Below are 22943 nucleotides of genomic sequence, written 5' to 3'. Positions count from 1 at the left end.
ACCGCCGCCCAGATGTGTAACATCGCGGGCGGCTCCCGTGTTTGTGCACGGTAGATGACATAAAGGAAGATCAAGTGGCACGCTATATCGGCCCCAAGGCCAAACTCTCCCGCCGCGAAGGCACCGACCTGTTCCTGAAGAGCGCTCGCCGCTCGATCGCCGACAAGTCCAAGTTCGACACCAAGCCCGGCCAGCACGGCCGCACTTCGGGCCAGCGTACCTCGGACTACGGTCTGCAACTGCGTGAAAAGCAGAAGGTCAAGCGTATGTACGGCGTGCTGGAGAAGCAATTCCGCCGCTACTTCGAGGAAGCCGAGCGTCGCCGTGGCAACACTGGCGCCAACCTGCTGTCCCTGCTGGAAGCGCGTCTGGACAACGTGGTGTTCCGCATGGGCTTTGGCTCCACGCGCGCCGAGGCTCGTCAGCTGGTGTCCCACAAGGCCATCCTGGTGAATGGCCAGTCGGTGAACATCCCCTCCTACCTGGTGAAGGTGGGCGACGTGGTTGCCGTGCGTGAAAAGTCCAAGAAGCAAGGCCGCATTGTCGAAGCCCTGCAACTGGCTGGTCAGGTCGGCTTCCCTGCATGGGTGGAAGTGGCTGCCGACAAGGCTGAAGGTACCTTCAAGAAGGCTCCTGACCGCGACGAATTTGGCGCCGACATCAACGAATCCCTGATCGTTGAGTTGTACTCGCGTTAATCCTGAGCTGCGGCATTTCTGTAAAAACGTTCCCCGGCTACGAGGCATCGCACCGGGGTGCTTCACCAGCCTTACCGGTGTAACGAGCCGGGGGTATTGAGAGGAAGTCTGCATGCAAACCAATTTGCTAAAGCCCAAGACAATCAATGTCGAGCAGCTTGGCCACAATCGTGCCAAGGTCGTGCTCGAGCCCTTCGAGCGTGGCTATGGCCACACTCTGGGCAACGCCTTGCGCCGCGTTCTGCTCTCGTCGATGGTGGGCTACGCAGCGACGGAAGTGACCATTGCCGGTGTGCTCCATGAGTACTCGTCCATAGACGGTGTTCAGGAAGACGTGGTCAATATCCTGTTGAACCTCAAGGGCGTGGTGTTCAAGCTGCACAACCGTGATGAGGTCACCCTGTCCCTGCGCAAGGATGGTCAAGGCGTGGTCACCGCGCGTGACATCCAGACCCCGCACGATGTGGAAATCATCAACCCCGATCATGTCATCGCCAACCTGTCGCAAGGCGGCAAGCTGGACATGCAGATCAAGGTTGAAAAGGGCCGTGGCTATGTGCCGGGCAATGTGCGCCGCTATGGCGACGAGTCCACGAAGTCCATCGGCCGCATCGTGCTGGATGCTTCGTTCTCGCCCGTCAAGCGCGTGAGCTATGCGGTCGAATCGGCACGCGTGGAACAGCGCACCGACCTCGACAAGCTCGTGGTGGAAATCGAGACCAATGGCTCGATCACGGCCGAAGACGCAGTGCGCGCCTCCGCCAAGATCCTGGTCGAGCAGCTGGCCGTGTTCGCCCAGCTCGACGGTGGCGACATCGCCAGCGTGTTCGATGCACCTTCGGGCAGCCGCGGTGCCGCGACCTCGTTCGACCCCATCTTGCTGCGTCCTGTGGACGAGCTCGAACTCACGGTTCGCTCGGCCAACTGCCTCAAGGCGGAAAACATCTACTACATCGGCGACCTGATCCAGCGTACCGAGAACGAGCTGCTCAAGACCCCCAACCTGGGTCGCAAGTCGCTCAACGAGATCAAGGAAGTTCTGGCTTCCCGTGGTCTCACGCTGGGCATGAAGCTCGAAAACTGGCCACCCGCTGGCCTGGAAAAGCGCTAAGCGCTATAATCGCTGGCTTTCGCTTTTGGGCGAAAGCACATGTGCATCGGGCAGTACCTGATACGGCTGCCCGAATTAATTTAGACATCAAGGAATAGCACCATGCGTCACGGTCACGGCCTTCGTAAACTCAATCGCACCACTTCGCACCGCCTGGCGATGCTGAAGAACATGATGAACTCGCTCATCGAGCACGAGGCCATCAAGACCACGCTGCCCAAGGCCAAGGAACTGCGCCGCGTGATCGAGCCCATGATCACCCTGGCCAAGGTGGACACCGTCGCCAACCGCCGCCTGGCTTTCGACCGCCTGCGTGACCGCGACAGCGTGACCAAGCTGTTCAACGAACTGGGCCCCCGCTTTGCCAAGCGTCCCGGTGGCTACACCCGTATCCTGAAGATGGGCTTTCGCGTGGGCGACAACGCTCCCATGGCCTATGTGGAACTGGTCGAGCGCGCCGAAGAAGCTGCCCAGGCAGCCGAGTAAATCTGCTACAATACCAGCTTACCGCGCGATGGAGCAGTCTGGTAGCTCGTTGGGCTCATAACCCAAAGGTCGGAGGTTCAAATCCTTCTCGCGCAACCAAGTTGAAAACGCCCGCTGTCCTCAGCGGGCGTTTTTTATTTACGCTAGCAAAAATCTTTGCTTCTCCTTTTCCTCAAAAGAATAGCGGCTAGCGCTCTATGCATAAGGTTTCCAGCTTCTTTTGTATCTGAAAACCTTGTATGACAAGCGGTAGCAGCTACTTTTTTAAAGACCTGCTGCCCTGTTCCCACCACCATGGCTGATCCCTTGCATGCGCCCGGTACGCTGGGCATCGACTTTGGCACTTCCAATTCGGCTGCCGCCTGGCGTGGGCAGCAGGGCCCGGCGCGGCTCTTGCCGCTGGAGGGGCAGGCGCGGGTGATGCCCACGGCCCTGTTCTTCCATGCCGAAGAGCAGGGCACGCATTTCGGGCGCGATGCCATGGCTCAGTATCTGGATGGCGAGCCCGGGCGGCTGATGCGCTCGCTCAAAAGCTTGCTGGGCAGTGCGCTGCTGCAAGAGCGCACGGCGGTACATGGCCGGCCCGTCAGCTACCAGGACGTGATCGGCATGTTTCTGCGCCGCGTGGCCGACAGGGCGCGCGAGGCGCTCGATGGCCGCCTGCCGCAGCGTGTGGTGCTCGGGCGGCCCGTGCATTTCGTGGACGACAACCCGCAGCGCGACGGCCAGGCCCAGCAGGCGCTGGCCGAAGCGGCCCGCTTGGCGGGCCTGGGTGAAGTGCATTTCCAGCTCGAACCGATTGCGGCCGCCCTGGATTACGAGCAGCGCCTGGAGCGCGAGGCCCTGGTTCTGGTCGTGGACATCGGCGGCGGCACCTCGGACTTCACCGTCGTGCGTCTTGGCCCCGAGCGCATGCGCGCGGCCGAGCGCCACAGCGACATCCTCGCGACCAGCGGCGTGCACATCGGCGGCACGGACTTCGATCAGCGGCTGAACCTGGCCCAGGTCATGCCCTTGCTCGGCTACCGGCACACGGGATCCAGCGGGCGCGAGGTGCCCAGTCGCGTGTTCTTCGATCTCTCGACCTGGCATCTGATCCAGTGGCTGTATGCGCCCAAGGCCCTGGCCGATGCGCGTGCGCTGCGCAGCGACTATGCGGACGCGCGCCTGCACCGCCGGCTGATGGCCGTGCTGGAGCAGCGTGAGGGTCACAGGCTGGCCGATGCCGTGGAGCAGGCCAAGATCCAGGCTTCTTCACTGCATGCAGATGCGCCTGTGGATCTGACCTGGCTGGAGCCGGGCCTGCAGGCCCTGGTTTCTGCGCCCATCCTGCACACGCAATTGCAGGCACTGCTGGGGCAGGTCGTGGCTTGCGCGCTGGAGTGCGTGCGCCTGGCCGGTGCCAGACCTCAGGCCCTGGATGCGATCTACCTCACGGGCGGCTCCTCGGCGCTGCGCACGCTGCGCGAGGTCCTGCAACAAAGCTTTCCCGGTGTTCCCCAGATCGAAGGCGACCTGTTTGGCGGCGTCGCATCGGGCCTGGCCTGCGCCTGATGTCTCCGGCCCGTGGGCGCTACTCCTCGGCCTGCTTCAAGGCCAGTGCGGCATCGTAGAGCTGGTTGCGCGGCATGCCCGTGATCTCGGCGGCCAGGCGCACGGCCGGCTTGGTCGGCAGCTCGGCCAGCAGCAGGCGCAGCACCTGCAGGCCCTGGCCCTCATCGCCTTGCACGGCCACGGGGTGCAGCACCACGGCAAACTCGCCCTTGCTGCGTTGGGGCTGGGCCTGAAGCCAGGCGTACAGCTCGCAGGCCGGCATGGTGGCGATCTCCTCGAACTGCTTGCTGATCTCGCGTGCCAGCGTGACCGGGCGCTGTGCGAGGGTGGCAAGGGCCGTTGCCAGATCGGCGATGCGGTGCGGAGCTTCGAGCAGCACGGTGCAGCGCGGCTCGGCTGCCAGGCGCTGCACGGCGGCCTGGCGCTCGGCGCTCTTGGTGGGCAGAAAGCCCTGGAAGACAAAGCCCTCGGCCGAATGCGCAGGTGCCACGGCCCCGGCCACGCTGATGGCTGCGGTGATGCTGGAGGCCCCGGGGAGCGGTATGCAGCGCAGGCCCGAAGCCTGCACGGCGGCACAAAGCCGCGCACCCGGATCGCTGACGCCGGGGGTTCCGGCATCGCTCACATAGGCGATGCGCTGGCCCTGCTGAAGCCGGGCAATGAGCTGCTGCGCGGCCTGGGCCTCGTTGTGCTGGTGCACGGCCAGCAACTGGCTGCCAGGACGCTCCAGCCCGTAGCTGCGCAGCAGGCCCTGGGTGTGGCGCGTGTCCTCACAGGCGATGCAGTCCACGAGTTGCAGCACATGCAGAGCGCGCAGGCTGATGTCGGCCAGATTGCCGATGGGCGTCGCGACCACATAGAGTGCGCCCTGGGGATAATGCTGCTGGGCGGCGGCGTTTCTGGCGGCTTCCAAAGCCAAAGCAAAAGAGGTGCTCAATGGGTTTCCTTGCGAAAAAGCCGGCAGTCGGGGCGAAGGGCGGCAGCGCAGCGCAGCCGGGGCCTGGCCGCCAGACAAGCCGTGACAGAGGACAGCAGGCCGAAGAGCTGGCGCTGGCGCATCTTGTGGCGGCAGGCCTGCGCCTGGTCGAGCGCAATTATCGGACGCCAGGGCGGGGCGGTGGCGAGATCGACCTGATTTTGCGCGACCGCGATGGCTGCCTGATCTTTGTCGAGGTCCGCAGCCGCAGCGGCCGGGACTATGGCGGCGCAGGTGCGAGCATAGGGGCGCTCAAGCGCCAGCGCATCGTGTTCGCGGCCAGGCACTTCCTGCTGCGCTATGGCGCGCCTCCACCATGCCGTTTTGACGTGGTGCTGGTCGAGCCCGCTGCTGTGCTCGGACAATCGCCAGGCCTGCAGTGGCTGCCTGCGGCCTTTGATGCGCCGGGCTGAGCTGACGCAACAAGCGGCAGGTGATGCCTGGCTGTATCAATGGTAAAAAAGGCTTCTCCGCGCAATGCGCGCAGCCGCGCAGTTATCATCGGGCCTCCATGCTTGAGCAACGTATACAACAGCACTTCATCGATAGCGCCGACCTCAAATACCAGGCTTCGCAGGCACTGAGTCAGCCGATAGGCAGCGCAGTGCAGGCCATGCTGGCCTGCGTGACTAGCGGCGGCAAGGTTCTGGCCTGCGGCGCAGGTGCTTCGGCCAGCGATGCCCAGTTGTTCGCCTCGCTTTGCGTTGCGGGCTTCGAGCGTGATCGGCCCGAGCTTGCCGCGCTGGCCCTGGCCTGCGAAGGCGGGCTGCTGGGCACGGTCGGTGCCACGGGCTCGGGCGGCAACGCCACGCAATACCTGGCGCGTCAGGTGCGGGCTCTAGGCCAGCCTGGCGATCTGCTGCTCACCATGTCCGTCAGCGGCAACGATGTGGCGGTGCTGGAGGCCGTGGATGCAGCCCATGAGCGCGACATGATGGTCGTGGTGCTCAGCGGACGCACGGGCGGCGCCCTGGCTGCGCGCGTGCGCGAAACCGATGTCTTGATCTGCGTGCCGCATGACCGTGCAGCACGCGTACGTGAAACCCATACGCTGGTGCTGCACTGTCTTTGCGACGGCGTGGATGCCCAGCTGCTTGGTGACCAGGAGATGCCTTTATGAACTTGCGTTGGACTGTTGCCCCCATTCTTGCCGCGGCCTTGCTGGGGCCGTTGCTGTCGGGATGCGTGGCCCTGGTGGGCGGTGGCGCCGTGATGGCCGGCATGTCGGCTGTGGACCGGCGCACGACCGGAACCCAGATCGAGGATGAGGGCATAGAGCTGCGTGCCGGCAACCGCATAGGCGAAGTCATAGGCAACAAGGCGCACATCAACGTCACCAGCTATAACCGCCAGGTGTTGCTGACGGGCGAGGCCGGCAACGAGGCCGATCGCCAGACCATAGAGCGCCTGGTGCGCGAGCAGTCCACGGTGCTCAATGTGTACAACGAGATCGTGGTCGCGCCCTTCACGTCCACGCTCAGCCAGCGCTCCAAGGACAGCATGATCACGACCCAGGTCAAGGCCAGCCTGCTCAATGCCAAGGACATACAGGCCTCGGCATTCAAGGTCGTGACCGAGGCCAAGGTGGTCTATCTCATGGGCATCGTCACGCCGCGTGAAGCCAAGCGCGGGGCCGAGATTGCGCGCGGGGTCAACGACGTGACCAAGGTGGTGCGCGTTCTGGAAGTCATCTCCGAGGAGGAGATGGCACGCATGCGTCCCCAGTCCGCTGCCGAGACCCGCGACGAAGAGGCCAGCACCGCGCCGCAGCAGTAGCAGATGGAACACAGTAAAAAAGCCGGAACCAGATTCCGGTTTTTTATTGCGTGGTGCACAGTGTTTCAAACGGGTCGGGTCTGAATCCAGGACAGCAAGCCGCTCACAGCGCAGAGATTGGCGCGGTCAGACGCCTGGGATGTCGAGCAAGGGCCGTCCCACAGCGAGGGCATCGCGCCCTCCTGCAGAGAGAGGGGGAAGGCGCGTCAGCGCCTCAGGGGTCACAGCCTCGTCTTCTCCCAAAGCGCGCAGCATCGTGCACGCTGTTTGAGACTGGCATGGCCAGACGCCAGGGATGCCGAGCAAGGGCCGCCCCGCAGCGAGGGCATCGCCCCCTCCTGCAGAGAGAGGGGGAAGGCGCGTCAGCGCCTCAGGGGTCACAGCCTCCTCTTCTCCCAAAGCGCGCAGCATCGTGCACGCTGTTTGAGACTGGCATGGCCAGACGCCAGGGATGCCGAGCAAGGGCCGCCCCGCAGCGAGGGCATCGTCCCCCTCCCGCAGAGAGAGGGGGAAGGCGCTTCAGCGCCTCAGGGGGGGACGTTTATTCCAACCGCTTGATCAGGCTCGACGTATCCCAGCGGCGGCCGCCCAGTTGCTGCACATCCGCATAGAACTGGTCGACCAGGGCCGTGACCGGCAGGCGCGCGCCGTTGCGCTGGGCTTCGGCCAGGACCAGGCCCAGATCCTTGCGCATCCAGTCCACGGCAAAGCCGAAGTCGAACCTGCCTTCCACCATGGTCTTGCCGCGGTTGTCCATCTGCCAGCTCTGGGCCGCGCCCTTGCCTATGACGTCGAGCACCTGGCCCATGTCCAGGCCTGCGCGCTGGCCGAAAGCCACGGCTTCGGACAGGGCCTGGACCAAACCTGCAATGCAGATCTGGTTGACCATCTTGGTCAACTGGCCGGCGCCGCTCTCGCCCATGAGCGTGCAGGCCTGGGAGAAATGCATGGCCACGGGACGCATGCTTGCGAAGGCCGCCTCGCTGCCGCCGCACATCACGGTGAGCCGCCCATTCTGGGCACCGGCCTGGCCGCCCGAGACGGGCGCATCCACGAAGTGCAGCTTCAGCGCGCGGGCCTGGGCATCAAGCTCGCGCGCGACCTCGGCGGAGGCCGTCGTATGGTCCACGAAGACGGCTCCTGGCTGCATGCCCGCAAAAGCGCCGTTCTCGCCGAGCACCACGGAGCGCAGGTCGTCGTCATTGCCCACGCAGCAAAAGACCAGCTGTGCGCCCTGCACGGCCTCGCGCGGCGTGGCTGCATGCCGGGTCTGGCTGCCAAACTCCTCGCACCAGAGACGGGCCTTGGCCTCGGTGCGGTTGTAGACCGTGACCTTGTGGCCGGCCGCAGACAGGTGGCCGGCCATGGGGTAGCCCATGACGCCCAGGCCCAGAAAGGCCAGCGTCATGGGAGGAGTGGAGTCGTAGTCGCGCGCGGCGATGGAAGGCGTGGGCATGGAGTGCTGGGCGAAGAATGGGGTTAGACGATGGCGAAGTGCTCGGTGCCTGCGGCCAGGTCCTGCGACTTGGCGCGCTGGCTGGAGAGCTTGATCTGCAGCCGCAGATCGTTGACCGAGTCGGCATTGCGCAGTGCATCCTCATAGGTGATGAGGTTGGACTCGAAGAGGTCGAACAGCGACTGGTCGAAGGTCTGCATGCCGATGTTGCGGCTTTTCTTCATGATCTCCTTGATCTCGGGGACTTCGCCCTTGAAGATCAGATCCGCAATCAGCGGGGAGTTGAGCATGACCTCGATGGCGGCCACGCGGCCCCGCGCGTTCTGCTTGGGGATCAGGCGCTGCGAGATCATGGCGCGCAGGTTGAGCGACAAGTCCATGAGCAGCTGCGCGCGCTTTTCCTCGGGGAAGAAGTTGAGAATGCGGTCCAGCGCCTGGTTGGCGCTGTTGGCGTGCAGCGTGGCCATGCAAAGGTGGCCGGTTTCCGAGAAGGCAATCGCATGCTCCATGGTCTCGCGGTCGCGGATCTCGCCCATGAGAATCACGTCCGGCGCCTGGCGCAGCGAGTTCTTGAGTGCGGCTTCCCAGCTGTCGGTGTCCAGGCCGACCTCGCGCTGCGTGACCACGCAGTTCTTGTGCGGGTGCACGAACTCTATGGGGTCCTCCACGGTGACGATGTGGCCGTAGGAGTTTTCATTGCGCCAGTCCACGAGGGCGGCGAGGGTGGTGGACTTGCCCGAGCCCGTGGCGCCGACCAGAATGCACAGGCCGCGCTTGGTCATGGCCGTATCCTTGAGGACTTGGGGCAGGCCCAGACTGTCGATGGTGGGCAGGGTGGTGGGGATGGTACGCAGCACCATGCCCACGCGGCCCTGCTGCATGAAGGCGTTCACACGAAAGCGCCCCAGGCCGGCCGGGGAGATCGCAAAGTTGCATTCCTTGGTGCGCTCGAAGTCGGCCACCTGCTTGTCGCTCATGATGGAGCGCGCCAGCGTCAGCGTATGCGCGCCCGTGAGCGGCTGGGGCGAGACCTTGGTCACCTTGCCGTCGATCTTGATGGCCGGCGGAAACTCTGCCGTGATGAAGAGGTCGCTGCCGTTGCGGCTGACCATGAGCTTGAGCAAATCGTTGATGAACTTGCTGGCCTGATCTCTTTCCATTGTCATTTCTCCAGGCGGATCGTGGTCATGAGGGGGTGTTCAGGTCGGAGACTCTTCACTGAGTCTGACGCTGATGGTGCGCAGCCGGAACGAGAGCTTGCGTGCCAGCAGGGCTACCAGCTTGGCGGCCAGGGCGGCGTCCTGATCCATCATCTCGTCCAGGGCTTCGGCGCTGAGAATGCCGACTTCGCAATCGGTGAGTGTGGTGCAGCTCGAAAAGCGCGGGCCTCCATCGAGCAGCGACATCTCTCCGAGGATGTCGCCCGGGCGTGTCTGTGCCAGGCGCGTGCGCTCGCCCCAGGGTTGCTGGCGTTCCACGGCCAGCTGGCCCGAGAGAACCACGGTCATGAAGTTGCCGTTCTCGTTCTGGCGTATCACATCGCGCTGGGGCGCGATCTTCGCGTAGCTGAAATACGTGCCCAGGCGCTTGAGGCTGGCTTCGTCGAACTGGCCGAGGTAGCGGTCGCGTGTCCAGTGCTGCGTGAGCAGGGCGATGCCCCGGCTCGCGTCAAAGCGCGTGGCCCCGACCTCCACAGCCCGGGCTTCCCAGGGGACTGGCGGCGTATGGGGGTCGAAGACCCCGTGCGCGGCCAGCGTGGTCGTGAAAAACGTAGATTCGGGAGCCGGGCTGGATCGGCGCAGGCGAAAAAAGTTTTTCATGGAGCAGGCGTGGGTGTGGAGTGATGGGGCTTAGCCGGGGAAGTTGTCCGGGGTCTTGGCCTTGCTGCGTGCTTCGGCCGGGCTGATGAGATTGCGCCGCACCAGGTCCGTGAGGTTCTGGTCCAGGGTCTGCATGCCGACGTTCTGGCTGGTCTGGATGGTGGAGTACATCTGGGCGACCTTGGCTTCGCGTATCAGGTTGCGGATGGCGCTGGTGCCGAGCATGATTTCGTGGGCCGCAATGCGGCCCTGGCCGTCCTTGGTGCGGCAAAGCGTCTGGGAAACCACGGCCTGCAGCGACTCGGAGAGCATGGCTCGCACCATCTCCTTTTCCTCGGCCGGAAAAACGTCAATGATACGGTCAATGGTCTTGGCTGCGCTCGAGGTGTGCAGGGTGCCGAATACCAGGTGGCCGGTTTCCGCGGCCGTCATGGCCAGGCGTATGGTTTCCAGGTCACGCATTTCGCCCACGAGAATCGCATCCGGGTCCTCGCGCAGCGCGGACTTGAGCGCGGCCGCGAAGGACTGGGTCATGGGGCCGACCTCGCGCTGGTTGATCAGGCACTTCTTGGAGTCGTGCACGAACTCTATGGGGTCTTCCACCGTGAGGATGTGGCCGTACTCGGTTTCGTTGAGGTGGTTGACCATGGCCGCCAGCGTCGTCGACTTGCCCGAGCCCGTGGGGCCGGTGACCAGCACCAGGCCGCGCGGTTTCAAGGCCAGGTCGCCAAAGATGCGCGGAGCGTTGAGCTGCTCCAGCGTGAGGATCTTGCTGGGAATCGTGCGGAACACGGCGGCCGCGCCCCGGTACTGGTTGAAGGCATTGACACGAAAGCGCGCCAGCCCCTCGATCTCGAAGGAGAAGTCGACCTCCAGAAACTCCTCGTACATCTTGCGCTGGGCATCGCTCATGATGTCATACACCATGGCGTGCACGGCCTTGTGGTCCAGCGGGTCCACGTTGATGCGGCGCACATTGCCGTGAACGCGAATCATGGGCGGCAGTCCTGCGGACAAGTGCAGGTCCGAAGCCTTGTTCTTGACGCTGAACGCCAGCAATTGGGTGATGTCCACGAAAGCCCTCTCTTGTTTGATACCCTGGCGGCAATTATGACGACGATTGAAAATCAGCTGCAGCAGACGAACGCAAGAATTACAGATGCTTGCGCCAAGGCAGGCCGTCCGGCCCAAGCCGTGCAACTGCTTGCGGTCTCCAAGACCTTTGCTGCCGAGGCCGTGCTCGCTGCCCTGCAGGCGGGCCAGCAGGCCTTTGGCGAGAACTATATACAGGAAGGCGTGGAGAAGATCGCTGCCGTGCGTGCGCTGTGCGCAGATCTTGCGCTGACTCCGGCCCTGCAATGGCATTGCATAGGCCCGATGCAGAGCAACAAGACCCGGCTGGTGGCCGAGAACTTCGACTGGGCCCAGACCGTGGACCGGCTCAAGATCGCCGAGCGCCTGTCGGCCCAGCGCCCCGAGGAGCTGGCTCCGCTGCAGGTCTGCATCCAGGTGAACGTGGATGGCGGTTCGACCAAGGCCGGCGTTGCGCCGCAGCAGGCGCTGGAGCTGGCCCTGGCTGTGGCACGCCTGCCGCGCCTAGTGCTGCGCGGCATCATGAGCATTCCCGATGATGCTCCTGGATTTGAAGCGCAATGTGCTCTCCACCAAAGGGCTGCAGCGGTTTTTGATGCAATCAAGGCCAGCGGCGGTACGGGCCTCGAGAACTTCGACACCCTGTCCATGGGCATGACCGGCGATCTCGAGGCCGCCATCATGGCGGGCAGCACCATGGTGCGCGTGGGCAGCGGGATCTTTGGAAAAAGGGACTACGCGCGCTAAGCGGCTGCGCCGCACCCCCGCTCTGGCCGCGCGGGAGAGGGGATCGCCTGCATCAAGCGCGCTTCAGGGTCAGGGCCGCTTCATCTGGCATTCGCTGGGCAGCTCGGTCTGCTCCAGGCTGTAGACGGCATCGGTGCGAAAGCCGTAGTTCGTGCCTTCCCAGCCGGCCTTGACGAGCTTGCCGTCCACGGGCGCGATGGTGTTGACCACCTGGGGCAGCAGCAACTGGTGGTCCTTGCCGCGCATGCGCACGGGGCCGAAGATGGTGTCCATCTGCAGGTCTTCGAGAGCGGCGGCGATCTTCAGGGTCTCGGTGGAGCGGGCCTTGGCCATGGCGGCGGCCAGCATGCGCGGCACCAGGTCCATGCGCGGTGCGAGAAAGTCCTGGCCCACCTTGGCCTTGTAGTCCCTGGCGCGGGCTTCGGCCTGTGCGCGGTCCGCCTGGCCCGGATGCCATTCGGCAACCCAGGTGATCTCGCCGACCTTGGCCTGGGAGACCGCCGTCACCGTGCCCGGCATGCCGCCTGCGCTGTGGTTGAAATAGCGCAGGTTGTAGCCCGAGTCCCCGGCCGACTTGAGCAGCAGGCTCAGGTCCTGGCCCCAGTTGCCCGTGATCACACTGTCGGTCTGCAGCTCCTTCATCTTGGCCACATAGGGCGCAAAATCCTTGACCCGGCCTATGGGGTGCAGCATCTCGCCGACGAACTTGATATCGGGCCGGGCCGCGCCCACCATCTGCCGGCCATAGGTGGCCCACTGCTTGCCGTGGGCATAGTCCTGGTTGAGCAGATAGACGTTCTTGATGGCCGGCTGGGTCTTGATGTAGTTGGCAATGGCCTGCATGCGCATGGCCGTGTTGGCATCGAACATGAAATGCCAGTAGCTGCAGGCCTTGCCCGTGAGCTCGGGATCGATGGAGGAGTGGTTGAGCACCAGCACCTCCTTGCCGGGGTTGCGCTGGTTGTAGCGCGAGGCCGCCTGCACCAGGGCCGTGACCACGGACGAGCCCGAGCCGCCCGTGACCACCACGCGCGCGCCCTGGTCTATGGCCGCCTGCAGCGCGCTCTGGCTTTCCTGGGCCGAGAGCTTGCTGTCGAACTGCAGGAACTGCAGCTTGGCGCCGTTGAACAGGCCGCCCTGGGCGTTGATGTCTTCCACCGCGTACTGCACGTGGTTGCGCATGAGCTCGCCCACGTTGGAAAAAGGCCCGGACAAGGGGTCGATGAAGGCGATCTTGAAGGGTGCAGCCGTCTGGGCCTGCAGGGCCGAGGTGCACAGCAGGGCTGCGGCAAACACTGCCGAACGTGAAATCATGATTTGTCTCCTGGTTGTTGTGAGGTCATGCCCAAACCCGGTCGAACCATTGCCCGGCCTGCGCTGGGGTGAACGGTTCGATCCGGCAAATGGAATCAGGTCTTGCCGGCCGCGCTGCGGGAGGCGGCCCTGGGCGAGGCCGCAGCCTTGCCCTCGGCCTTGCTTTCGGCCGGGCTGGGGGCGGCTGGCTTGGCCCCGCCCGGGGGCAGGGCGGCGGTGCGCCTGGTAGTGGGGCGGGCTGCAGGTTTTGCCGCGGATTTGACAGCCGGTCTGGCGATGGGCTTGGCCGCTGCTCCGGTGCTGATCTGCAGCCCCAGAACCCGGGTCGCGAGCCGGGTGAGCTCGGCCACCATCTCGGCCGTGCCCAGGCGCCCGCCGGGGCGGTACCAGTTGTAGAGAAAGCCCGGCAGGCTGCAGGCGGCCTGGGCCGTGATGCGGGTTTCGGCAAAGTCGAAATGCCCGCTGGCGCGGCCTTCCTCAAGCAGCGCGCAGAACTGCTTGTAGAACTGGCGGGCCAGTGCGCGCGAGGCCTTTTCATAGGCGGGGCTGAATGCGGCCTTGGATTCGCGGTAGGGGAAGAAGGCCGCAGGGTGGTGCGCAATCGTGGCCGCAATCAGGCGCTGCAGGCCGTCCACGGCTTTTTCATGGGCCGGGCGCGGGTCGTCGGCCGCAAAGTCCAGCACCGTGAAACAGGCCTCGGTGGGGGCCCAGCACAGGGTCTCGAAGATCTCCTGCTTGTTGCGAAAGTAGTAGTAGACAAAAGGCTTGGTCACGCCCAGGGCCTGCACGATCTGCTCCATCGTGGTGTTGGCGTAGCCGTTGCGGTCGAACAAGGCCTCGGCGGCCTTGAGGATGCGCTCGCGCTTTTCGTCCGATCCTGCCGTGGGCAGGCGCTGGCGACCTCGGGGGGTAACAGGGGGCTTGGGCATGAAATGGTCGGTCAATCGATGATGTCGCACTGGTTATACCAGTTGGTAGCAATCTTCTACCAGACGGTATATATTGGCAAGACGCCGGACCGAAAGCAAACCTATGGCTATCCCTGAGATGGCTGCAGAAAACGGCGAAACGAGACACCCAGGAGACAAGCCATGGCGGACCTAGAGACATTGATTCCCTTGCACCAAGCCCTGCGCCGCAATGCGCGCCAGCAGCCCGAGGCCACGGCCTATATCTGGTATGGAGAGCGCATCAGCTGGCGGCAACTGGACGAGGCCAGCGATGCCTTTGCCGCACGCCTGCAGGCTCTGGGCGTGGCCCGGGGGGAGCCTGTGGCCTTGTTCATGAACAACTGCCCGCAGTACATCGTGGCCCATTACGGCGTGCAGAAGGTGGGCGCCATCGTCTGTCCCTGCGGTCCGCTGAACAAGGAGCATGAGCTCGAGTACCAGCTGAATGACTTGAAGGCGCGCGTCATCATCGCGGCCGACGGCCTGCTGCCCGTGGTCGACAAGGTGCGCAGCAGCACGGCGCTGCAGCATGTGTTCGCGGTGCGCTATGCGGACTGGCTGCCAAAGCAGCCCACGCTGCCGCTGCCGGCCGAGTTGCAGGCGCCGGCCCAGCCCCTGCCCGGCGGCGTGGAATCCTTCTGGGACGTGATGCACAGCGGCGCCAGGCCCGCCCCTGTTGATGTGGCCATGGACGATGTGGCGCTGATGACCTATACCTCGGGCACCACCGGCCTGCCCAAGGGCGCCATGCTGAGTTTCCGGAGCGCGGCCAGCAAGACTGCCGCCGCCTGCCTGGCCACGCAGGTGGGGCCGGACGATGTGCTGCTGGCCGTGGCCCCGCTCTACCACATCGCCGGCATGTCCATGGGTGTGAACATGCCGGTGCAGGCCGGTGCGCCCTGCGTATTGCTGCATCGCTTCGATCCGTTGGCCGTGGCCCAGGCCATAGAGCGCTACCGCGTGAGCTGGTGGTACAGCATTGCGCCCATGAACGTGGCCATCATGCATCTGCCCGGTGTGCAGGACATGGACCTGGGCTCGCTGCGCCGCAATACCGTGACCAGCTTTGGCATCACCTATACCGAGGAGCTGGCCGCCAGGTGGCGCCAGTTCGCGCCCAACTGCGTGTCCTGCGAGGCGGCCTATGGCCTGTCCGAGACCCACACCATGGACACCACCATGCCTGTGGACGCCATACGCTGGGGCACGCACGGCAAGCCGGTGGCGGGCAACGAGATCCGCATCATCGACTCCCTGACTGGGGAGCCGCTGCCTGCCGGTGAAGTGGGCGAGATCATCATCCGCGGGCCGGGCAACTTCAAAGGCTATTGGAACAAGCCCGAGGCCACGGCCCAGACCCTCAAGGACGGCTGGGTGCACACCGGCGACATGGGCAAGATGGACGCCGATGGCTATCTGACCTTCATCGGCCGCTTCAAGGAAATGATCAAGGTCTCGGGCTACAGCGTGTTCCCCGAAGAGGTGGAAACCATTTTGGTCAAGCACCCGGCCGTGGCCCAGGCCGCCGTCATCGGCGTGCCCGATGCCGAGAAGGGCGAGATCGTGCGCGCCTTCATCGTCGCCAAGCCCGGCCAGAGCGTGGATGCCGAGGCGCTGCTGCAGTGGTCCAAGCAGAACATGGCCAATTACAAGGCGCCGCGCGAGCTGCGTTTTATCGATGCGCTGCCGTCCACCGGCGCGGGCAAGGTGCTGCGACGTTTGCTGCGCGATATCCCCTGAGCGCTGGCTGGCTCCTTCCCGAGGGAGGGGGTGAAGACCGCTGGCAAGCGAGGTGCCATGCGCCGCTGAATAGGAAATCGAATGTTTGAAAAAGTACTCATCGCCAACCGTGGCGAAATCGCGCTGCGCATTGTGCGGGCCTTGAACGAGCTGGGCATTGCCAGCCTGGCCGTGTATGCGGACGACGACGCCCAGGCCCCCCATGTGGCTGCGGCGGATGCGGCCCAGGCCCTGGGCGCCAGCGGCCCCGCAGCCTATCTGGATGGTGAGAACCTGCTGCGCATTGCGCGCGCGGCGGGTTGCGATGCCATCCACCCCGGCTACGGTTTCTTGAGCGAGCACGCCGGCTTTGCCCAGGCCTGTGCAGATGCGGGCCTGCGCTTTATCGGCCCCACGCAGCAGCAGCTGGCCCTGCTGGGCGACAAGGCCAGGGCGCGTGCGCTGGCGCTGGAATGCGGCGTGCCGGTGATGCCCGGCAGCAGCGAGGCCGTGAGCCTGCAAGAGGCTCAGGCGTTTTTTGCGGCCCAGCAGGCCGCCGGCGCACCCGGCATCATGGTCAAGGCCATTGGCGGCGGCGGTGGGCGCGGCATGCGTGCCGTGCTCAAGGCCGAGGATCTGCCCGCCGCCTACGCGCGCTGCACCAGCGAGGCGCGCGCCGCCTTTGGCGTGGATGGCGTCTATGTGGAGCGCCTGATGACGGGCGCGCGCCATATCGAGATCCAGCTGCTGGGCGATGGCAGCGAATGGCCCGTGGCCCTGGGCGAGCGCGAATGCACGCTGCAGCGGCGCTTTCAGAAACTGGTCGAAATCGCGCCCAGCCCCAGCCTGAGCGAGGATCTACGTCAGCGCATCACGCGCGATGCGCTGGCGCTGGCATCGCATATCCGCTACGAAAGCCTGGGCACCTTCGAGTTCCTGGTGGACATGGCCTCGCCAGACCTGCCCTATGTGTTCATCGAGGCCAATCCGCGCCTGCAGGTGGAGCACACCATCACCGAAGAGGTGTTCGGCATCGACCTGGTCCAGGCCCAGATCCGCATTGCGGCCGGCGAACATCTGGGCGATCTGGGACTGGACGCCCAGGCCCCGCCCCGCCCACGCGGCTATGCCATGCAGTGGCGCATCAATGCCGAAACCCTGGATGCCCAGGGCACAGCCACCGCAGGCAGCGGCCGGGTCGGCCGGCTGGACTGGCCTGCAGGCCCCGGCATGCGCATAGACAGCCATGCGCGTGTGGGCGTGGCGCCCTCGCCGCATTACGACACGCTGCTGGCCAAGCTCATCGTCCACAGCAGCGCGCCGCACTTTGCGCAGGTGCTGGCACGTTCGCGCCGCGCGCTGGCCGAATGCCGCATTGCCGGTCTGCCCACCAACCTGCCCCTGCTGCAGGCCCTGGCCCGGCGGCCCGAGATGGACAGCCAGAACGTGCACACGCGCTGGCTGGAGCAGGTGCTGCCCGGGCTGGTGGCTGAAGCAGAAAAGATAGCTGCCAGCGCTGACCCTGAAACGAATTCAGACTTGAACCCCTCTGAATTGCCCGCAGGCATTGCGCAACCAGCTCCTGAAAACGCAGTGCTGGCCCCCATGCCCGCACGCGTCGTGCAGTGGAGCGTGGCCGAGGGCGATGTGGTGGCCCAGGGCGCCGAGCTGGGCGTGCTCGAGGCCATGAAGATGGAACATATGCTGCTGGCGCCGCATGCGGGCAGGGTCTCGGCCCTGCTGGCCGAGGCCGGAGGCTATGTGGCCCAGGACCAGGCCCTGCTGGTGCTGGAGGCCGTGGAGGGCGAGGTGGGCACGGCCCAGGCCGCGCAGCAGGCGCAGGACCCGGACCATATCCGCGCCGATCTGCAGCGCGTGGTCGACCGCCACGCCTTCACGCTGGACGCAGCCCGGCCCGAGGCCATGGCCAAGCGCCATGCGCAAGGCGGACGCAGCGCGCGCGAGAACATTGCCGACCTGTGCGACGCCGGCAGCTTCATCGAATACGGTGCGCTGGCGATTGCCGCGCAAACGCGCCGGCGCAGCATCGAAGACCTGGTGGTCAACACCCCGGCGGATGGCATGGTCACCGGCATCGGCAGCATCAACAGCGCGCAATGCGGCGAGGAGCGCGCGCGCACCGTCGTCATGTCCTATGACGCCACCGTGCTCGCCGGCACCCAGGGCATGCGCAACCACGCCAAGACCGACCGCATGCTGGGCGTGGCCCTGCAACAGAAGCTGCCCGTGGTGCTGTTTGCCGAAGGTGGCGGCGGCCGCCCCGGCGATACCGACATGCCCGTGGTCGCCGGCCTGCATGTGCACACCTTTGCGGCCTACGCGGCCCTGTCCGGCCAGGTGCCCGTGGTGGGCATTGCGCACGGACGCTGCTTTGCCGGCAATGCAGCGCTCTTGGGTTGCAGCGACGTCATCATCGCCACGCGCGCCAGCACCATAGGCATGGGCGGGCCGGCCATGATCGAGGGTGGTGGCCTGGGCGTGTTCAAACCCGAGCAGATCGGCCCGAGCAGCGTGCAGCATGCGAGCGGCGTGATCGACATCCTGGTGGAAGACGAGGCCCAGGCCGTGGCTGCGGCCAGGCACTACCTCTCCTTCTTCCAGGGCTGCACTCAGGACTGGAGCGCACCCGACGTGCGCATGCTGCGCCATGTGGTGCCCGAAAACCGCCTGCGCGCCTACGACACGCGCCAGGCCATGGCCCTGCTGGTCGATGAGGGCAGCCTGCTCATGCTGCGCACCGGCTTTGGCGCCGGCATCCACACCGCGCTGGCGCGCATGGAAGGCCGGCCCGTGGGGCTGCTGGCCAACAACCCCTCGCATCTGGGAGGGGCCATCGACGCCGATGCCGCTGACAAGGCCGCACGCTTCATGCAGCTGTGCAATGCGCATGGCATTCCCATGGTCAGCCTGGTGGACACCCCGGGCTTCATGGTCGGCCCCGAGATCGAAAAGACCGCCCAGGTGCGCCATGTGAGCCGGCTGTTCGTCACCGCCGCCAAGCTGCGCGTGCCGTACTTCAGCGTGGTGCTGCGCAAGGGCTATGGGCTGGGCGCCATGGGCATGACGGCGGGGGGCTTTCACGCGCCGGTGTTCAACGTGGCCTGGCCCACGGGTGAATTCGGCGGCATGGGCCTGGAAGGCGCGGTGCGCCTGGGCTATCGCAAGGAGCTGGAGGCCCTGGCCGAAGGCCCCGAGCGCGAAGCCCTGTTCCAGAAACTGCTGGCCCAGCAATACGCGCATGGCGAGGCCCAGAACATGGCGGCCACGCTGGAGATCGATGCCGTCATCGACCCGGCCGACACACGCGCCTGGCTGCTGCGCGGCCTGGCCGGCAGCCGCGTGGCCGAGGCGGCGGGGGGCTTTGTCGATACCTGGTAGGGCTGGTGCCCGAGCGCCTCGCAGTGAGGGCGCTTTCCCCCTCACGCTCGGCGAGAGAGGGGAGGGCGCGCCAGCGCCTCAGGGTGTCAGAAAATCTTTCCAGGGTTGAGCAGGTTCAAGGGGTCCAGCGTCTGTTTCAGCGCGCGCATCAGTGCGATCTCGGCGGGGTTGCGCGACAGGTGCAGATAAGGCTTTTTCTCAAGCCCTATGCCGTGCTCGGCCGAGATCGAGCCCTGCAGCACGGCCAGGGGCTGGTAGACCAGCTGTTCCACGGCGGGGCGGTCGGCTTCGCTGCCGGTGTGGATCACCAGATGCAGATTGCCGTCGCCCAGATGGCCGAAGACCCAGCAGTGATGCGCGGGCCAGCGCTGCGCGAGGGCCGCGCGCAGCTGCTGCACATAGGCCTGCATGGCATCCAGCGGCAGGGAGATGTCGAAGGTCAGCGGCCAGCCATGGCGAGCGGTCTGCATCACGTCATCGCGCAGGGCCCACAGGGCTGCGCATTCGCGCTGCGAGGCGGCGATGGCTGCATCGGCCACGAGGCCGCTCTCCAGCGCCGCTTCCAGGGCTGCGACAAAGCGCTGGTTGTCGGGCGCCTGGTCGGCGCCCTGGGCTTCTATGAGCGCATAGAACGCATGGCCGTGGGGCAGCGGCGGGGCCGAGGCTGCGGGCGGCGTGCTCACGAGCTCGTAGAACTCGCGCCACATGACCTCGAAGGCCGACAGGCCGCCGCCCAGCGTGCGGTCCATGTGCTTGAGCAGGCCGCTCACGGACTCGAAGTCGCGCAGCGCCACCAGGGCCACGTTCTGGCTCGCGGGCAGCTCGCGCAGGCGCAGCACCAGGCGCGTGATCACGCCCAGCGTGCCTTCCGAGCCCAGGAACAGCTGCTTGAGGTCATAGCCCGCATTGTTCTTGATGAGCTGGTTGAGCGAGCTGACCACGCTGCCGTCGGCGAGCACGGCCTCCAGGCCCAGCACCATGTCGCGCATCATGCCGTAGCGGATCACGCGGTTGCCGCCCGCATTCGTGGCCGCATTGCCGCCCAGCGTGGCCGAGCCGCGCGCGCCCAGGTCCAGGGGAAAGGCCAGGCCATGGGGCTGAACGGCTTCCTGCAGCGCCTGCAGCGTGACCCCGGCTTGCACGCGCGCCACGCGCTGGCGCGGGTTGATGTCCTCGATCTGCTGCATGCGCTCCAGCGACAGCACGAGGTGTCCGGGCATGGCATCCGCGCCATGGACCAGGCCTGTGCGCCCGCCCTGGGTGACCACGGGCAGGCGCAGTTCATGGCATATGCGCAGCACGCCCGCAACCTCGTGCGTGCTTGCGGGGCGCACCAGCAGCAGGCATTGCACGCCTTCGGGGCGCATGAAGCCGGCCGGCCTTTGGGCCGCGTCGGCGGCGCACACGATGCCGGCCTCGCCGACGATGGCCAGAAGGCGCTCGCGCAGGAGGTTCAGGTCCATCTCAGACTCCAAGATAGATGCGCCGGATGTGGTCGTCGCCCGCCATTTCGGAGCTGCTGCCCTGGTGGGCGATGCGGCCATTTTCGAGCACATAGATGCGCTGGGCCACGCGCAGCGTGTTGAGCGCGTCCTGCTCGGCCATGAGCACGGCCACGCCCGAGGCCGCGATCGTGCGTATGGCATCGAAGATCTCGATCTTGAGCTTGTGGGCAATGCCCACCGAGGGCTCGTCGAGCAGCAGCAGCCGGGGCCGGCCCATGAGGGCGCGCGCAATGGCCACGAACTGCTGCTGGCCGCCCGAGAGCGTGGACACCATCTGGTCCAGGCGCTCGCGCAGGATGGGAAACAGCGTCAGCACCTTGTCCATGTCGGCCGCGATCTCCTGGCGCGAGCTGCGCAGGTAGGCGCCCAGCTCCAGGTTCTTGCGCACGCTGAGCTCGGAGAACAGCCTGCGCCCCTCGGGGCAGTGGCATATGCCCAGGCCCACGACCTCATGCGCCGCGTAGCCCAGCAGGCTGCGGCCCTCAAGCTTCAGCGTGCCGCTTGCGGCGAGGCTGCGCGAGACGGCCTTGAGCAGCGTGGTCTTGCCCGCGCCATTGGGGCCGAGCACGCCCACGAGCTCGCCGGGCTCCACCTGCAGGCTCACGGACTCCAGCGCCAGGGCCTTGCCGTAAGAGGCGGACAGATCTTGTATGTCAAGCAGTGGCAAGCTCGGCCTCCGTTGTTCCTATGTAGGCTTGCACGACCTTGGGATGGCGCACGATGTCCTGGGCATCGCCCACGGCAATCAGTTCGCCGAAATCCATGGCCACCACGCGCTGCACGAGTTGCATGAATTCGCGCAGCTTGTGTTCGATGATGAGAATGCTCAGGCCCTGCTGCTGGTGCAGCGCGCGGATCAGCGCCGACAGCGGCTCGATCTCGCTGCTGCCAAGGCCTGCAAACGGCTCGTCCAGCAGCAGCAACTGCGGGTCCGTGGCCAGGGCGCGTGCGATCTCCAGACGGCGCTGGTCGCCGTAGGAGAGCAGCTCGGCCGCGGAGTGGGCCCTGTGGGCCAGGCCCACGTGTTCGAGCATGCGCAGTGCGCGCTGCGCGGGCTTTTCGCGCGTGGCCGCACCGCGCGGCGAGTAGCAGGCGACCATCACGTTCTCGAGCACGCTCATGCCCACGAAGGGACGACACAGCTGGAAGGTGCGCGCCAGCCCGAGGTTGACGATCTGGGTCGGCGAGCGCCCCGCGAGGTTGGTGCCGCCGAACAGCACGCTGCCCTCGTCGGGCCGGATGAAGCCCGTGAGCAGGTTGAACAGCGTGGTCTTGCCCGCGCCGTTGGGGCCCAGAATGCCGACGATCTCGCCGCGCCCCACATCAAAGCCCATGCTCTTGACGGCCGTGAGCCCGCCGAAGCGCTTGGTCAGGCCCTGGACCTGGAGAATGCTGCTCATGCCCCTGCCTCCTGGCGCTGGTCGCCGAGCCTGCGCCACAGCGGCGCCACCAGGCCGCTGCGCAGGAAAAAGATCACGAAGATGAGCACCAGCGCATACACCAGCAGCCGGTACTCGCCCACGCTGCGCAGCATCTCGCCGAGCAGCGACAGCAAAATCGCCCCGCCTGCGGCGCCGTAGACCGAGCCCAGGCCGCCCACATAGACCATGGTCACCACGGCCACGAGCATCATCACCGAGAGGATCTGCGGGCTGACCTGCATCTGGTAGCTCGCATAGAGCGCGCCGCCCAGGCCTGCGAACAGGGCGCTGATGACCAGGGCCGCGATCTTGTAGAAGGTGATGTTGATGCCTGCGGCCTGGCAACTGGCCTCGTCGCCGCGAATCGCGCGCAGCAGCAGGCCCCAGCGCGACTGCGCCAGCCCCACCAGCACCAGGGCGCTGAGCAGGGTGATGCCCAGAACGAGGTAGTAGAACTTCACGGAGTCCAGGATCAGCGGCGTCAGGCCCTGGATGCCTTCCTCGCCGCCCGTGATGTCCCACAGGATGAGCAGCATGCGCTGGGCAATGGCCGCCGTGGCCAGCGTGGCCAGCGCAAAGTAGGGCCCCTTGAGGCGCAGCGTGGGAAAGCCGATGACCACGCCCAGCAGGGCCGCCAGGCCCATGGCCGCAAAAATCCCCACCCAGGGCGAGATGCCGTAGTTGGCGTCCAGATAGCCGCTTGCATAGGCGCCTATGCCGATGAACAGCGGATAGCCGAAGTTCTCGCGCCCCGTGAGGCCGGAGAAGAAGTCCCAGCTCATGGCCCAGATCGCATAGATCAGGCAGACGGTGAACACGCCCGTCATGTAGCTGCTGCCCAGCCAGGGAATCGCGGCCAGCAGGGCCAGCGCAAGCGCCAGCAAGATGCCTTGTCGCACGGTGATTTTCATAGGTGTCT

The 22943-nt window shown here is 65.7% G+C and carries 21 protein-coding genes and 1 tRNA gene; 11 read left to right on the top strand and 11 right to left on the bottom strand.

Translation table 11 applies throughout. The features are described 5' to 3' along the window. The first annotated feature begins 74 nt into the window (after window positions 1-74). The 5 genes from rpsD to G486_RS0114070 all read left to right on the top strand — a co-directional run bounded on the left by rpsD (window position 75) and on the right by G486_RS0114070 (window position 3849). Window positions 75-698, top strand: coding sequence for a 30S ribosomal protein S4 (gene rpsD, locus G486_RS0114090; protein ID WP_027016120.1), 624 nt, complete (start codon window positions 75-77; stop codon window positions 696-698). A gap of 112 nt (window positions 699-810) precedes the next feature. Then, entirely contained in the window at window positions 811-1809 is a 999-nt protein-coding gene (locus G486_RS0114085) for a DNA-directed RNA polymerase subunit alpha (protein ID WP_027016119.1), read from the top strand. A gap of 102 nt (window positions 1810-1911) precedes the next feature. Next, complete coding sequence (gene rplQ / locus G486_RS0114080; RefSeq protein WP_027016118.1) at window positions 1912-2295, top strand: 50S ribosomal protein L17; 384 nt, start codon at window positions 1912-1914, stop codon at window positions 2293-2295. 22 nt (window positions 2296-2317) lie between these two features. Continuing rightward, window positions 2318-2394: transfer RNA gene (locus tag G486_RS0114075), tRNA-Met, on the top strand. A 195-nt stretch (window positions 2395-2589) separates the two neighbouring features. After that, a complete protein-coding gene (locus G486_RS0114070; protein WP_027016117.1) occupies window positions 2590-3849 on the top strand; it encodes an Hsp70 family protein in 1260 nt (419 codons plus the stop codon). A gap of 19 nt (window positions 3850-3868) precedes the next feature. On the opposite strand, the gene rsmI is transcribed toward G486_RS0114070, so the two are convergent. Further along, window positions 3869-4786 carry a 16S rRNA (cytidine(1402)-2'-O)-methyltransferase gene (gene rsmI / locus G486_RS0114065; protein ID WP_027016116.1) on the bottom strand — a complete coding sequence of 306 codons (918 nt, stop codon included), beginning with the start codon at window positions 4784-4786 and terminating at the stop codon, window positions 3869-3871. Here rsmI and G486_RS0114060 point away from each other — a divergent pair. The 3 genes from G486_RS0114060 to G486_RS0114050 all read left to right on the top strand — a co-directional run bounded on the left by G486_RS0114060 (window position 4786) and on the right by G486_RS0114050 (window position 6601). Then, a complete protein-coding gene (locus G486_RS0114060) occupies window positions 4786-5238 on the top strand; it encodes a YraN family protein (RefSeq protein WP_027016115.1) in 453 nt (150 codons plus the stop codon). The genes rsmI and G486_RS0114060 overlap by 1 nt on opposite strands. Window positions 5239-5336: 98 nt before the next feature. Further along, window positions 5337-5945 (top strand): SIS domain-containing protein, encoded by a 609-nt coding sequence (locus G486_RS0114055; protein WP_027016114.1) that lies wholly within the window; start codon window positions 5337-5339, stop codon window positions 5943-5945. Then, window positions 5942-6601 carry a BON domain-containing protein gene (locus G486_RS0114050; RefSeq protein ID WP_027016113.1) on the top strand — a complete coding sequence of 220 codons (660 nt, stop codon included), beginning with the start codon at window positions 5942-5944 and terminating at the stop codon, window positions 6599-6601. The genes G486_RS0114055 and G486_RS0114050 overlap by 4 nt, the downstream gene beginning before the upstream one ends. 541 nt (window positions 6602-7142) lie before the next feature. Here the strand turns inward: G486_RS0114050 and G486_RS0114045 are convergent. The 4 genes from G486_RS0114045 to G486_RS0114030 are packed head-to-tail and all read right to left on the bottom strand — an operon-like array spanning window position 7143 to window position 10951. After that, window positions 7143-8057, bottom strand: coding sequence for an NAD(P)-dependent oxidoreductase (locus G486_RS0114045; protein ID WP_027016112.1), 915 nt, complete (start codon window positions 8055-8057; stop codon window positions 7143-7145). A 23-nt stretch (window positions 8058-8080) separates the two neighbouring features. Continuing rightward, the gene (locus tag G486_RS0114040; protein ID WP_027016111.1) at window positions 8081-9217 is read right to left on the bottom strand and encodes a PilT/PilU family type 4a pilus ATPase; all 1137 of its coding nucleotides are present in this window, start codon (window positions 9215-9217) and stop codon (window positions 8081-8083) included. Window positions 9218-9256: 39 nt separating this feature from the next. Further along, complete coding sequence (locus G486_RS0114035) at window positions 9257-9877, bottom strand: cyclic nucleotide-binding domain-containing protein (protein ID WP_027016110.1); 621 nt, start codon at window positions 9875-9877, stop codon at window positions 9257-9259. Between the two features lie 30 nt (window positions 9878-9907). Next, entirely contained in the window at window positions 9908-10951 is a 1044-nt protein-coding gene (locus tag G486_RS0114030) for a type IV pilus twitching motility protein PilT (RefSeq protein ID WP_027016109.1), read from the bottom strand. 36 nt (window positions 10952-10987) lie between these two features. Between G486_RS0114030 and G486_RS0114025 the strand changes: the two genes are divergently transcribed. Then, window positions 10988-11716, top strand: coding sequence for a YggS family pyridoxal phosphate-dependent enzyme (locus G486_RS0114025; protein ID WP_027016108.1), 729 nt, complete (start codon window positions 10988-10990; stop codon window positions 11714-11716). Window positions 11717-11785: 69 nt separating this feature from the next. Here the strand turns inward: G486_RS0114025 and G486_RS0114020 are convergent, their stop codons facing one another. Beyond that, window positions 11786-13030 (bottom strand): branched-chain amino acid ABC transporter substrate-binding protein, encoded by a 1245-nt coding sequence (locus tag G486_RS0114020; RefSeq protein WP_156920034.1) that lies wholly within the window; start codon window positions 13028-13030, stop codon window positions 11786-11788. A 95-nt stretch (window positions 13031-13125) separates the two neighbouring features. Then, on the bottom strand, window positions 13126-13959 hold the full coding sequence (locus G486_RS22370; protein WP_084455290.1) for a TetR/AcrR family transcriptional regulator: 834 nt from the start codon (window positions 13957-13959) through the stop codon (window positions 13126-13128). 162 nt (window positions 13960-14121) lie between these two features. On the opposite strand from G486_RS22370, the gene G486_RS0114010 reads away from it, so the two are divergent. Together G486_RS0114010 and G486_RS0114005 are read left to right on the top strand one after the other, a co-directional pair. Then, a complete protein-coding gene (locus tag G486_RS0114010) occupies window positions 14122-15720 on the top strand; it encodes an AMP-binding protein (RefSeq protein ID WP_027016106.1) in 1599 nt (532 codons plus the stop codon). A gap of 81 nt (window positions 15721-15801) precedes the next feature. Then, complete coding sequence (locus G486_RS0114005) at window positions 15802-19098, top strand: acetyl-CoA carboxylase family protein (RefSeq protein ID WP_027016105.1); 3297 nt, start codon at window positions 15802-15804, stop codon at window positions 19096-19098. Between the two features lie 86 nt (window positions 19099-19184). On the opposite strand, the gene G486_RS0114000 is transcribed toward G486_RS0114005, so the two are convergent. Genes G486_RS0114000 through G486_RS0113985 form a run of 4 tightly spaced genes read right to left on the bottom strand, consistent with a single transcriptional unit; the run spans window position 19185 to window position 22935 of the window. Further along, window positions 19185-20561: an FAD-binding oxidoreductase gene (locus G486_RS0114000; RefSeq protein WP_027016104.1), complete on the bottom strand. Its 1377-nt coding sequence runs from the start codon at window positions 20559-20561 to the stop codon at window positions 19185-19187. Window position 20562: 1 nt separating this feature from the next. Further along, window positions 20563-21270, bottom strand: a complete 708-nt coding sequence (locus G486_RS0113995; RefSeq protein ID WP_027016103.1) for an ABC transporter ATP-binding protein — start codon at window positions 21268-21270, stop codon at window positions 20563-20565. After that, entirely contained in the window at window positions 21257-22003 is a 747-nt protein-coding gene (locus tag G486_RS0113990) for an ABC transporter ATP-binding protein (protein ID WP_027016102.1), read from the bottom strand. Before G486_RS0113990 ends, G486_RS0113995 begins: the two co-directional genes overlap by 14 nt. Beyond that, a complete protein-coding gene (locus tag G486_RS0113985; RefSeq protein WP_034387755.1) occupies window positions 22000-22935 on the bottom strand; it encodes a branched-chain amino acid ABC transporter permease in 936 nt (311 codons plus the stop codon). The genes G486_RS0113990 and G486_RS0113985 overlap by 4 nt, the downstream gene beginning before the upstream one ends. Window positions 22936-22943 lie beyond the last annotated feature (8 nt).

The sequence above is a fragment of the Comamonas composti DSM 21721 genome, assembly GCF_000429845.1.
Classification (GTDB): Bacteria; Pseudomonadota; Gammaproteobacteria; order Burkholderiales; family Burkholderiaceae_C; genus Comamonas; species Comamonas composti.
The sequence above is the reverse complement of the archived record's forward strand: the minus strand, read 5'-3'. Positions and strand labels throughout refer to the sequence as shown.